Source organism: Campylobacter sp. 2018MI13 (assembly GCF_018501135.1).
Taxonomy (GTDB): domain Bacteria; phylum Campylobacterota; class Campylobacteria; order Campylobacterales; family Campylobacteraceae; genus Campylobacter_E.
This window is the reverse complement of sequence record NZ_JAHCZC010000054.1, coordinates 1-12999: the sequence shown is the minus strand read 5'-3', so window position 1 is coordinate 12999 and position 12999 is coordinate 1. Positions and strand designations below refer to the sequence as shown.

General features: G+C 27.6%; 14 protein-coding genes. 3 read left to right on the top strand and 11 right to left on the bottom strand.

The features are described 5' to 3' along the window. Positions 1 to 78 precede the first annotated feature (78 nt). Genes KJQ99_RS06575 through KJQ99_RS06525 form a run of 11 tightly spaced genes read right to left on the bottom strand, consistent with a single transcriptional unit; the run spans position 79 to position 9867 of the window. Positions 79 to 1638, bottom strand: a complete 1560-nt coding sequence (locus KJQ99_RS06575) for a DNA recombination protein RmuC (protein ID WP_214150326.1) — start codon at positions 1636 to 1638, stop codon at positions 79 to 81. Further along, a complete protein-coding gene (gene kdsB / locus KJQ99_RS06570) occupies positions 1628 to 2338 on the bottom strand; it encodes a 3-deoxy-manno-octulosonate cytidylyltransferase (RefSeq protein ID WP_214120293.1) in 711 nt (236 codons plus the stop codon). Before kdsB ends, KJQ99_RS06575 begins: the two co-directional genes overlap by 11 nt. After that, a complete protein-coding gene (thrC, locus tag KJQ99_RS06565; protein ID WP_214117853.1) occupies positions 2335 to 3711 on the bottom strand; it encodes a threonine synthase in 1377 nt (458 codons plus the stop codon). Before thrC ends, kdsB begins: the two co-directional genes overlap by 4 nt. Next, a complete protein-coding gene (gene cutA / locus KJQ99_RS06560) occupies positions 3711 to 4001 on the bottom strand; it encodes a divalent cation tolerance protein CutA (protein WP_214120292.1) in 291 nt (96 codons plus the stop codon). Before cutA ends, thrC begins: the two co-directional genes overlap by 1 nt. Beyond that, the gene (locus tag KJQ99_RS06555; RefSeq protein WP_214150325.1) at positions 3973 to 4914 is read right to left on the bottom strand and encodes a tetraacyldisaccharide 4'-kinase; all 942 of its coding nucleotides are present in this window, start codon (positions 4912 to 4914) and stop codon (positions 3973 to 3975) included. Before KJQ99_RS06555 ends, cutA begins: the two co-directional genes overlap by 29 nt. Then, positions 4914 to 6041: a DegT/DnrJ/EryC1/StrS family aminotransferase gene (locus KJQ99_RS06550; RefSeq protein WP_214117856.1), complete on the bottom strand. Its 1128-nt coding sequence runs from the start codon at positions 6039 to 6041 to the stop codon at positions 4914 to 4916. The genes KJQ99_RS06555 and KJQ99_RS06550 overlap by 1 nt, the downstream gene beginning before the upstream one ends. 2 nt (positions 6042 to 6043) lie before the next feature. Next, the gene (gene nadE / locus KJQ99_RS06545) at positions 6044 to 6751 is read right to left on the bottom strand and encodes an NAD(+) synthase (protein WP_214117857.1); all 708 of its coding nucleotides are present in this window, start codon (positions 6749 to 6751) and stop codon (positions 6044 to 6046) included. Between the two features lie 38 nt (positions 6752 to 6789). After that, positions 6790 to 8580 carry a penicillin-binding transpeptidase domain-containing protein gene (locus KJQ99_RS06540; protein WP_214150324.1) on the bottom strand — a complete coding sequence of 597 codons (1791 nt, stop codon included), beginning with the start codon at positions 8578 to 8580 and terminating at the stop codon, positions 6790 to 6792. A 3-nt stretch (positions 8581 to 8583) separates the two neighbouring features. Continuing rightward, positions 8584 to 8883 (bottom strand): flagellar hook-basal body complex protein FliE, encoded by a 300-nt coding sequence (gene fliE / locus KJQ99_RS06535; RefSeq protein WP_214117859.1) that lies wholly within the window; start codon positions 8881 to 8883, stop codon positions 8584 to 8586. Between the two features lie 11 nt (positions 8884 to 8894). Beyond that, a complete protein-coding gene (flgC, locus tag KJQ99_RS06530; protein WP_214117860.1) occupies positions 8895 to 9386 on the bottom strand; it encodes a flagellar basal body rod protein FlgC in 492 nt (163 codons plus the stop codon). A 10-nt stretch (positions 9387 to 9396) separates the two neighbouring features. After that, entirely contained in the window at positions 9397 to 9867 is a 471-nt protein-coding gene (locus KJQ99_RS06525; protein ID WP_214117861.1) for a flagellar basal body rod protein FlgB, read from the bottom strand. A gap of 138 nt (positions 9868 to 10005) precedes the next feature. On the opposite strand from KJQ99_RS06525, the gene KJQ99_RS06520 reads away from it, so the two are divergent. Genes KJQ99_RS06520 through KJQ99_RS06510 form a run of 3 tightly spaced genes read left to right on the top strand, consistent with a single transcriptional unit; the run spans position 10006 to position 12799 of the window. Beyond that, entirely contained in the window at positions 10006 to 10506 is a 501-nt protein-coding gene (locus KJQ99_RS06520) for a Rieske 2Fe-2S domain-containing protein (RefSeq protein ID WP_214117862.1), read from the top strand. 2 nt (positions 10507 to 10508) lie between these two features. Next, positions 10509 to 11729 (top strand): cytochrome b, encoded by a 1221-nt coding sequence (locus tag KJQ99_RS06515; protein ID WP_214150323.1) that lies wholly within the window; start codon positions 10509 to 10511, stop codon positions 11727 to 11729. Beyond that, positions 11729 to 12799, top strand: coding sequence for a c-type cytochrome (locus KJQ99_RS06510; protein ID WP_214150322.1), 1071 nt, complete (start codon positions 11729 to 11731; stop codon positions 12797 to 12799). Before KJQ99_RS06515 ends, KJQ99_RS06510 begins: the two co-directional genes overlap by 1 nt. The last annotated feature ends 200 nt before the right edge of the window (positions 12800 to 12999 follow it).

Below are 12999 nucleotides of genomic sequence, written 5' to 3'. Positions count from 1 at the left end.
CCTTAAAATAGAACTTTTAAAAGGATTTATAATTTATTATTTAATTCATAAAACTTTTAAAAATAATTAATACTTTAATTATTTTTCATCAATCAATCTAGTAATTTCACTATCTTTTAAATCTTTTGCTAATTCGCTTAATTCTTTTTTGTTTTTAATACCTAAGGCTTTTAGATTTTCTAAACGAGAACTAATACTACCTTTACCATATAAATGAGTATCAATTTTTAAAAAACCATTTTCGCATTGTTTTTTTAATTTTTCATAATCTTCATAAAAACTAGCGTATTTATCATAAAATTTACCAAATTCATTAAAGACTTTTAAAGCGTTTTGATTTACTTCATAGTTTTTCCAGCCAAAATAAATCATTTTAAGTCCCATAAAAAGCGTAGTAGGACTTACTAAAAATATCTTTTTAGCTTCGGCTTTTTTAAAAATCTGCGAATCACTTTCTAAGGCTAAATCTAAAATATTTTGATAAGGCACAAATAAAATCACATATTCATTTGCAAAATCAACTGCTAATTCATAATCTTTTTTCGCAAGTTCATTTATCCTAGCGTTTAAATTATTTGCAATTTCATCTTTATAAACTTCTAAATTATCACTACTTGGTAAAGAAAACTTAGAATCAATAATAACGCATTTGTTAGGTTCAAAATACACAATCGCATCTGGTCTTTTTGTATTATTATCACTATCTTTAAAGCTTTCTTGCATAAAAAAATGCTCGTTTTCAATAAGCCCACTAGATAATAAACACTGCTTAAGCATAATCTCTCCAAAATCCCCGCGAGCCTTTTTATCACCTTTTAAAATATTAGCAAATTCATCAGCCTTTTTACCCAAATTCTGACTTGTTTCAAACATTGTTTTTATATTGTTTTCTATACTTGTATTTTGCTTTAATAAAGCTTTTTCATATTCGCTAATTTGCTCTTTTAAAGGGCTAAAAATCTTGTTTAAAAGCTCATTTGAATTATTTAATAATACTTTTGTGTTTTCTTCATAAATTAATTTTGAGCTTTTTTCATTTTGCTCTTTTAAGTTATTTTCTAAGGTTTTTAAAGTATTTTCATATTTTTCTTCTAAAGATTTTAAATTGTTTTCATACAATTTTACTTTTTCGTTTAAAGCTTCGTTTTTAGCATTTTCTAAATGGTATTTAGAAGATAAATTATCTAAAATATCTTTTGTATTTTTTAAGTTTTCGCACTCTTTTTCAAATTGCTCTTTAGTATTTTTAAGCTCTTCATTTAGCCTTGAAAGTTCTGTATTTAAAATTTCATTTTGATTACGCTTGTTTACTATTTCAGCATTGATAAAATTATTCTCGTTTTTTAATTCTTTATAATCATTTTCAAGCTTACTTATTTTTTCGCTTAAAGCCGAGTTTTGAATATTTAAATTATTTCTTTCATTTTCAATTTGCACTAAATTATTTTTATAATTATTTAATTCTTGTTTTAAATTCTCACTCAAAACACTCAAATATTCTTTATCTTTAGCAAGAGATAAAAACTCGTTTTTAAGCGAGCTCTCACTCTTAAAAATATTTATATAACGAATATAAAAAATAATGCAAACTATAAAAAATACAATACTAATAATGGCTAAAATTAGCTCATTTGTCATTTTCTAAAACCTGCAATAATCTTTCATAATCAGCCTTTGTATCAATACCAAAAGACTTTGTATTAATCTCGCACATTTTAATGATTTTGCCATTTTCAATAGCTCTTAATTGCTCTAATTTTTCAATATGTTCTAAGCTTGATTTAAGAGTTATAAATTCTTTTAAAGACTTAGCTGTATAAGCGTATATGCCTAAATGATGATTGTATTTTACACCCTTTTTATCTCTATCATAAGGAATTGGTGCTCTTGAAAAATATATAGCATTTTGCTTAGTATCAAGGACTACTTTTACCATATTTTCATCACTTGGAGTATCTTTTATAGTATAGCAACTCGCCATAAAAAATTCATTCTTAAATTCATTGCAAAATTCTTTAAACTTAATTAAATTGCTAAGCTCAAATAAAGGCTCATCTGCTTGAAGATTTATAATTAGTTCATCATCATTAAGACCTAAAATATCAACGCATTCAGCTAATCTTTCAGTCCCACTTTCGTGAGTTTGCTTTGTTAAAATAGCTGTTAAATTATATTCTTTTGCTAATTCTAATACCTTAGAACTATCAGTGGCAATCACAACCCTATCAGCCTTACTAGCATTTAAAGCTGTGTAAATACACATAGGAATGCCTTTGATTGGCACTAAAATCTTTTCACTAAAACGACTTGATTTAAGTCTAGCAGGAATTATAATCATTGTTTTATCCATTCTATTATTGTTTTTTTAATCTCATCTACTTTTATATCTTTTGCATAATAATTAGTTGAATTTAAAGCATTTAAAAGACTATCATTCAGCTTATAATTATACTTTTTAGCCAAATCTTTAATGCCACTTAATTCATCTTTAAATATGCCTAAAGCTTTTTGAATACTAGGGGTAAACTTAGTCCATTCAGCAGTAGAGCAAATCACATTAAAACTATCATCAAGAGCATTAATAGCTGTTGCTGTGTGTGGGTCTAATAAATAATTTTTATAAGCTTTAATATTTTCTAAAGTTTCGGTATCACTGCATTTATAAGCTATAAAATGCTCTTTTAATCTAGCAAGTTCATCTTTAGTGATTTTAAAATATTTATCACTTTCAAGACTTAAATATAATTGTTTAGTTCTACTAGCTCCGAAGAAATAATACATTAAGCGTTCAAGATTTGATGATTTTAAAATATCCATAGCAGGAGAATAAGTGCATTTAAACTCACGATTTCTTAAATCATATTCACCTGTAGTAAAGAAATCATAAAGAATTGTATTTTCATTGCTTACGATTTTGATTTTATCTATATTTGCACCCATTTGCTTAGCATAAAAACAAGCAAGTGCATTACCGAAATTCCCACTAGGAATTATCACATTTATTGGGTTTTTGTATTGAAGACTAAGATAATAATGATATAGCAATTGATAAGTAATTCTTCCAAAATTAAGTGAATTTGCAGCACTTAGATTTAAGCCTTGATTTTTTACAATTTCTTTAAATTCTTTATCATTTAATAGATTTTTTAATGTGCTTTGAGCATCATCAAAATTACCATCAATTGCTAAAACTAAAGAATTACCATAATCTACATTAGCCATTTGACGCTCTTGAACAGCACTTGTTTTTCCTTTTGGGAAAATACAAACTACTTTTGAGCTTTTGTTTTTACTAAATGCACTAAGAGTTGCTGGGCCTGTATCTCCGCTAGTAGCACAGATAATTAAATGCTTATCATTATCCATAAGTCTTGCAAGTGGTGCTAATGCTAAGTCCTTAAAAGCTCTAGTTTTTCCGTGAAATAATTCACATATATCAGTTTTACTATCAAGTTTTTTGATAACAAAAGGCTCTTTAGTATCAAAATCTAAATATTCATCTAAACTCTTTTCAAAATTACTCAAATCATCACTCAAACTTGAAAAAATCTTTTTAGCAAATTCTTTATAACCCAAACCTTTTAATTCATCTTTATTAAATACTTGCAATTTACTAGGGCAAAACAATCCCCCATCACTTGAGAGTGGATTTTTAAGTGCATTTGCAAAATCACTTGTAATGTTTTCATCTCTACTTGAATAAAATATCATTATTTCTCCTTTAAAAATTCTAAATACTTATCTTTTGCTTTAAATTTATAATACACAAACTCAAAACATTCGTAATTATGGTGTTTTTTGATTATTTTATAAACCTTTTTTATATTTTTTGATTTTATTTCTAAACTAAACTCATCATCATTAATAATTTTTCCGTCCCATTTATAAATACTTGTAATTTTAGCAATATGAATACACTTGCTAAGCTCTTTTTTGATTATTTTATTTGCAATTTTTTTAAGCAATTCTAAATCATTGCTGGTTGTCTTTATAAGATACATTAAATTCCTTTAAATAATTAAATATAGCTGTTTTTAACTCATCAAAAATTATTAATTCTTCATCAATTAATATAGTTTCTAAATTAAAATCTTTTATTTTTACATAATCTTTTTTGGTTAGCAAAATATATTTTGCATTGTGCTTTTGCATAAGATTTATTAGCTCTTCTTTATTAAAGCTTGAATGGTCGTTATAAAAATAATAAGCTTTTACTAAATCTTTATATTGCAATAATCTAAAAGGCTTTGCAATAGCTGATATTAAAATCATATCTTCTTTAATGTCTTTAATAAAAGAAGTCCTTTTAAAATGTAAATCTTGATAAGCATTAAAATCTGCAAATTTTTCATAACTTTTAGGAAGTCTATAAGCTCCACTTGGAAGGGTAAAATTATATTTATATTTTATATTTGAGTTTAATAAAATATCAAATTTTTTTATATTTGTCTTAGAAAAAGCATCATCTAAAATAATACATTTTGCACCCAAACTAATAGCCTTTTGAATGCCTTTAATTCTATCTTCACTAACTATTACATTTGCTTTTGTAAATAAAGCGTGTTCTAATGCTTCATCACCTGCGTTTAAATAATCGCTTAGAATTTGATTATGCAATTTTACTACAAGCAAACCCTTGCTTTTGCGTTTATAACCACGAAGAATAATAAAAATATCATCGTTATAAATAGGATAAAGCATATCGCTTAAAGCCTTGCAAAATGGGGTTTTACCATTACCGCCTACGCTGATATTTCCTACGCTAATTATTGGAATTTTAAAATCATTTTTCTTTGTAGATTTAAAGTTTTTACTAGCAATAAAAGAATATATATAAGAAAACGGCAAAAGAGTGAAAATTAAAATCTTTTGCCATAAATTAGGATTAAAAAAATATCTATCAATAAAACCCATTAAATCCAGCTTGAATCAAGAGTTTTTATAGCATCACAAACTCTTTTTACATCTTCATCGCTAAGATTTATATGAATTGGTATTGATAAAATCTGAGCATAGTTTGCTAAAGCATTTGGAAAATCATTGATTTTTAGATTATATTTTTGTTTATAGTAACTTAAGAAATTTAAAGGTATAAAATGAATTCCTGTATTTATCCCCATTTCTTTTAGCTTTTTAGCAAAATTATCTCTATTTTTATCAACCTTTATTATGTATCTTAAAAATGTGTGTTCTGGGGTTGTTGTAGGCAATTTAATATGTTTTAAACCTTTTAGCTCTTCATTATAAATATTTGCTATTTCTCTTCTTCTTTTTAAGTAATATTTATAATTTTTTACTTTAGATAAAGCTAAAGACGCACATACTTTAGTGATTTCATACTCGTGTCCAATATCTGTTACATCATAAAAATATCCAAGATTGCCATCATCTCCCCAAGCATTTGATGAAATTCCATTTGAGTTTAATAATTTTGCTCTTTCATAAACTTTTTCATCATTAATTACTAAAAATCCGCCTGCAAACACAGGGTCTTTTCTCATCGCATTAAACCCAAAAGAAGATATTAAATCCTTAGTTCCTACTAATTCGCCTTTATACTCCATACCAAGTGCAAAACCACAATCATTTATTACAGATACATTGTATTTTTCACATAAAGCTCTAATTTCATCAAGTTTTGCTGCAAGTCCTGCGGTATGATTTACAAAAACTGCTCTTAATTTCTTGTGATTATGTTTAATTAATGCTTCTTCTAAACTCTTTATATCAATATTAAAACTATCAAGCTCAACATCTACAAAAATAGGTTCAGCATCAAAATATCTAATACTTTGAGCAATTGTTGGAAATGAATTTACAGAGCAAATTACCTTATCTCCACGCTTTAAATCAATCGCACTTAAAGCTAAATGGTGTGCTGCTGTGTGATTATTGGTTAAAACTATACGAGAACCTTTATAAATTTCACTTAAACTATCTTCTAATAATTTAATACTATTTATATCATTATCTAATGATTTAATTAAAAACTCTTTATCATCTTCTGTAATTACATTTAAAAAACAAGAAATTTCTTTCATATTTATGACCTTTTAAATATTTTTATATTTTCTCTTTTGAACTTATTTTTATTTATTCTATCTAATAGTTTTATATAATTATTATCAATTATATTTTTTTCATAATTTTTTAAAAACTTATCAATTTCTGTATAAGTAAAACCAATATCGCTCTCATCATCTTGACCTTCATAAAGGTCTGCACTTGGTTTTTTACTAATTATATTATTAGGTAGTTCTAAAAATTTAGCAAACTCAAATAATTCACTCTTGTAAAAATCACCTAAAATATTAAAAGCACAAGCTAAATCTCCCCAAATAGTGCCATATCCTAACATTAATTCACTCTTATTGCTTGTCCCTGCTACTAATAAATTATGCTTAGCTGAATAATCATATAATAAAGTCATTCTAATCCTAGCTGCAAAATTTCCTATTAATACCTTGTCATTAGAACCACTTGCTTTAATAAATTCATCTAAAATGTTTTGAATATTTATAATTTCATATTTTAAAGCATATTTATTTGCTAAATTAATAGCGTCATCAAGATTTGTTTTATTTGAAATATTAGTAGGCATTATAAGACAATGTGGCTTTTTTTCGCACTCGCTTAATATTCTTAATACAATAGCACTATCAAGCCCACCACTAAGCCCTAAAACAGCACCATTAAAATTTTTTAATATTTCATTAGCAAATGAAATCATTTGATTTTTAATATTTTGCATTATTTATCCGTTTTTAGGGGCATTTTATAAAATAAATATTAATCAATTCTATTATAACTTGGCTTTAAAAAACCATCTTCTATTAATTGATTAATAGCAAGTGCTGCAACAGGTAAAGCTGTTTGAGCTGCATAATATCCTTCTTTATCTTTATCAGGGCTCATTACTAAAACACCAATTGTGTATCTATTGTTTTCATCATTTGCAAAACCGAAGAAATTTGCATTATATTCTCTTTCATATTTTCCACTAACGCTAATTCTTGCTGTTCCTGTTTTACCACCTACGCTAATTCCTAAAGGCCAATATTTTGCTAAAGATTTTTGATTTGCAGTTTTTATTAATATCCTATTCATCTGCTTTGCAATTTCAAGTGGCAAGACTTCTTTTTCTGTTTTAGTATATATTTCTTTTAATTCCTTATCTTCATTATAGTATTTAGCAATTTTAGGACTAATCCAAATTCCGCGATTATTAAATACATTATAAGCTGCTAAAAGTTGTATAAAAGTGGTTCTAAAACCATATCCATAAGCCATAGTATTTTTTTCTACTTCATAAGTTTTTTTAGCATCTTTTATAAAACCTGCTTTTTCATAAGGCAAATCAATACCAGTTAAATTTCCTAAATTAAATTCCAAATAACCATTAATTAATTCTTTTACATTTTCTTTATTAGAAATTTGAACCATTCCTATATTTGATGAATGAACTATAATATCTTCAGCAATCATACTATCCATAGGATGTGTATCTGTTATGTAAAACTTATCAAGCTTCATTCTTCCGCCATAAGTCTTTACCCATTCAAAAGGGGTTATACGATTTAGTTTTAATAAATTAGCAAAAGCAATTGGTTTAATTACCGAGCCTGGTTCGTATTCAAATTCTACAGCATCAGTATTTAGATACGATAAATCACTTTTTCTATGATATGGGTCATACCTTTTGCTAGTTGCTAGTGCAATTACACTTGCGTCTTTGCTATCTAAAATGCCTATTATTACTTGCTTAGCACCAAAATTTTTTCTAGCAACACTTGCTATATTTTCTAACCCTTTTTGAAGCTTTAAATTTACATTTAAATATACATTACTACCATTAATTCTATCACTTAAAAAGCTATCAGAATTTATAATTATATTTCCACCAATATCCTTACTACCTGTTATTTTATAATCACTTTTAGGGCTTAAATACTGCTCATAATATTTTTCCAAACCTTTTTTTGGAATATTTGAATATATTCCATCTTCTAAACTTAGTTGAGAATAACCAAGAATTGGGGTTAAAATATCTCCTTTAGAAAAAACTCTTTCTTCTTTATGTTCAATTATCTCAAGTCTTCTTGTGCTTACTTTTCCATTTGCATTTTTAAAGGATTTAAAAAATCCTGAAACATAAAGTTTTTTAGATAATTCTTGTAAATAACTTGCAGCTTTTGAATCAATATCTTTTGATAAAACAAAATTATAAACCTTTTTTTGCTTTAAAGCTTTTAATAATCTTGCTTTAATATCTTTCATTTCTTTATCATCAATAAAGGCATAAATCTGAAATAATTTTAAAAAATAATCTAATTTATCTAAATTAATACTTCTAATATCAATTTCAGCTCTATAAATTCTTCTACTAGTTACTAATGTATATCCATCAGCACTAATAATATCTCCATTTAAAGCACCTACTCGCTCACCTCTTTCAATACTACCTACATTCCTTTCATTAGTTTTGCTTCTAACAAAAGAAAAAATAATAAAAAAAGAAGCGAGCAACAAAAAAAACAATACTATAAAAGTCTTTTTACTAGGCTCGTAAGGTGTTTGCATTTTTTATATTTGAGTTCTACTTATCTCTTTGTATGCGTTAATAGCTTTATTTCTAACTTCTAACATAAATTTCATACTTGTTTCAGCCTTGTTAATAGCAATAGCTGCTTGATGTAAATCTTTCACATTTCCAGTAGCTACATCAGCCATAGCTTTATCTGATACAATTTGTTCTTTATTTAGCTCTTCTAATTCTTGTTTTAAAGCATCTGCAAATGAAAAACCATTATCAACTTTATTAGAATTTGATTTGGTATTTTCAATACTTTGAATCAAACTTGGATTGATTTTAATATTATTCATATTTTAAATTCCTATCTTAATAAATCAATAGCACTTTGAGCTATTGTTTTAGCACTTGTAAATGCTGCCACATTTGCTTGATAAGCCCTTGTTGCCTCAATTAAATTACTCATTTCTACAACAGGATTTATATTAGGATATGCTACATATCCTTTAGCATTTGCATCGGGATGATTTGGCTCGTATTTTAATATAAAATCCTTATCATCTCTTACTACTTTATCTACTACTACACCCATAACAGCAGGCTTTGCTTCAGGAAAATTTACAGGGTCATTTAAAGGATTTTCATACTCAAAAAAACTATTTTTAGAATTAATTTCTTCATTTAAAACATCATCAAAATTAACGGCTTTAAATACTACATCTTGCCTTCTATAAGGACCACCTTCATTTGTTCTAGTAGTATTTGCATTAGCTATATTTGAGCTAATTAAATTCATTCTAAATCTTTGAGCGCTTAGTCCATATCCACTAATATCAAAATCGCTTAAAAATGCCATAAATTATCCCTTAACTTAATTTAGAACTACTCTCAATTATAGTTCTTACAACTTCACTTTGTTTTTTTAGCACAGAATCAAGCGCACTAATCATAATTGCGTTTTTGCTTAATTCACTTGTTTCTACATCTAAATCAACGGTATTTGCATCATTTCTTTGCAAATGTCCATCTCTAGCAAAAATAGTTCCATTTTCGCTATTTTCAAATTCTAATGGTTGTAAATGCCTTTCATTAGTAACTGCTAGTTTATTACTCATACCTTTTCCAAAATGCATAAAATTTGTAGCTGCAATTTGTGCATTTTGTGTAGTTTTGTAAAGTTTATTTGCATTTTCGTTTAAGGCTGTTTCAAAATCAATATCTCTTGATTTATAAAAAGGAGTATCAATATTAGCTATGTTTGAGCTAATTAATTTATTTCTTAAATCTCTACCGGCTAAGGCACTTACAATCAATGGTTTAGATTTATAAAATTCCATTTTCTCTCCTTAAATTAAAATGCAAAAATCCCATAGCAAATAATATTCCAAAACTATTAATAATAATATACTCTTGTAATATTTACCCAATTTTCACTAAACTAGCTATTTATTTTCAAATTTTATGAAAGGATAAGTATGGCTAGTAGAAGAAGCTTTATGGGCTTTACATTAGGCGCTGCTGCGGCTGTTGGTGGTGTTTTTACACTAGTGGGTATGAAAAAAACTTGGGATCCACTTCCTAGTGTAAAAGCAGCAGGTTTTACAACCGTTGATTTATCGCCTTTAGCTGATGGAGAGCTAAGAACTGTTGAATGGAGAAAAAAACCAATATTCATTCTAAAAAAATCAAGTGATATGGAACAAAGCAATACAGATATAATAGCAGGAGATGCAAGATATACGGTAGTAATTGGACTATGCACTCATTTAGGTTGTATTCCAGCATATCATTCAGCTGATAAAGAATTTGTTTGTGCCTGTCATGGTGGAAAATTTAATGTAAGCGGAAAAAATATGTCAGGACCACCTCCTAAACCACTTGAAATTCCACCTTTTTCAATTGATGGAACTAAATTAGTTTTAGGAGAAGTTGGCAAAGAGTATGAAGAAATTATGAAAAATGTAGGAAAGGCTTAATCATGGCACATTTTGAAAAATCAAATGGAATTGTTGATTGGCTAGATCAAAGACTTGCTATCAAAAAATTTATGCAAGTTATGATGACACAATACTGGATTCCTAAGAAAATTAACTTTTTATGGGCAATGGGAGTAATTTTACTTACTATGTTTGCAATACTATTTATTACAGGACTTTTACTTGTAATGTATTATAAACCTGATGTTGCACTTGCTTTTGATAGTGTAAATAAAACTATTATGCAAGAAGTTGAATATGGTTGGCTATGGAGACATATGCACGGGGTTGCTGCGTCGGTAGTATTTTTAGTAATGTATATACACTTATTAACAGGTATTTATTATGGCTCTTATAAAAAAGGTCGTGAAATCATTTGGATAAGTGGTATGGTATTATTCGTATTATTCTCTGCTGAAGCATTTAGTGGTTATATGCTACCTTGGGGACAAATGAGCTATTGGGCTGCTATGGTTATTACTAATCTTTTTGGTGGTATTCCTTTCATAGGACCTGAATTAGTTGAATGGATTAGAGGTGATTACGCTGTTGGAGATGCTACATTAAATAGATTTTTTATGCTACATGTTTGCTTATTACCAATAGTTGTTATTGCATTTGTTGCAATTCACTTTTATGCTTTAAGATTTCCACATGTAAATAACGAAATTGCTGAAGAAATTGATTTTGATTTAGAAGCTGAAAAATATTTAGCTGGCAAGAAAAAAGAAGCTAAAGTTATATCGTTTTGGCCTGATTTCTTATGTAAAGATATTTTTTATGTTTGCTTATTTATGATTTTCTATTTTTATCTAGTATGCTTTCACTATGATTTTGCTATGGATCCAATTAACTTTGAACCAGCAAATGCACTTAAAACTCCACCACATATTTATCCTGAATGGTATTTCTTATGGAGTTATGAAATCTTAAGAGGATTTTCTTATGAAGTTGGTCTTGCTTGCTTTGGTATAGCTCAAATAATTTTCTTTGTATTACCATTCCTAGACCGCTCAAATGTAGTAGCGCCTGCACATAAGCGTGGAGCATTTTTTGTATGGTTTTGGCTATTAGTAATTGATATGATTGTTCTTACTATTTATGGTAAATTACCTCCTGTTGGAATTAATAATACAATAGCAACTATTGCTTCTGTTACATTTTTAGCATTATTAATAGTAGTTTTACCAGTAATTACTCTTATGGAAAGAAAGGCTAAGTAATGAAAGAGTTAAAAATATTTGCAATATTAGTTATATTCACAGGTATTGTTTATTGGGGAGTTGAGCCTTACGCTCATTCACAAATGCACGAACATACTAGCGAAGTTAATTTTGATTTTAAAGCAGGCGATATAGCTCAAGCTGAAGTTGAATTAAAAAAAGCTAATGAAAGTGGTAAAAAAGATGATATTGATTTTGCTACAAAAAAATTAGAAGATACTAAAAAACTTTGGGCTAATGTTGATAAAATAGCTAGTTTAAAAACTGATGTTGAAGCTGGAAAGGCTGATTTTGAAGCTAATTGTGCTAGCTGTCATAGAGTTGAATTTGATGAATTAGTAGCTGCTGATGATGGAATTAGCGCTCAAGGTATTATTTATCCTGATTTAAGCACAGCAGGAGCTATTTATGATAGTAAATTCTTAATGGCAATTTCTCTTAATCCTGCACTTGCTATGAAAAATAACAAAAAATATAATGATGAAAATCCACATCCTATGATGACAGCATTTTTAGAAGATGATGGCAGTATAAGTGATGAAAATGCTCAATCAGTTGCTAATATAGTAGGATATTTAAATAGTATCGGAAAAGCTGCTCTTGAAGCAAAAAAAGCAAAAATTGCTAATGAAATAAATGCAAGTAAATTAAGCGATAGCGAAAAAGTTGCAAAAATTAATTTTGAGAACAAAAAAGTTATCTTTGAAGAAGCTTGCGGAAGATGTCATGATGTTAAATATGATGGTTTTATTGCTAAAGTAAATGGCGGAGATTTAAAAGATTATATGGGTTCAACGCCACCTGATTTATCAATAATAATTCGTGCTAAAGGAGATGAGTATTTACATAAATTTATAAACGATACTCAAAAACAACTTCCAGGAACTGCAATGCCTAGAGTTGGACTTAACGAACAAGCTCAAAATGATATTGTTGCTTATTTAACTAGCGTTGGAGATAGTAAAAAAGCTGAACGCGAAGATTTAGGATACAAAATAATGGCTTATTTTGCATTATTAGCAATATTAGCTTATGCTTGGAAAAACGCAATCTGGAAAGAACTACATTAAAAAATTAAGCTAGGTTTTCCTAGCTTAATTTCACTATAACTACTCATATTCATAAAAACGCATTAAAAGTATTAAAAATATTTAATTATCCATTTTAAATTCTAAGAATTTAAAAATCATATTTTAACTTTTAAACACACTTGCAAACCAAGAAATATTCTTCAATAATGCTATGATATGAAAAATAAAGGAGAGTTATG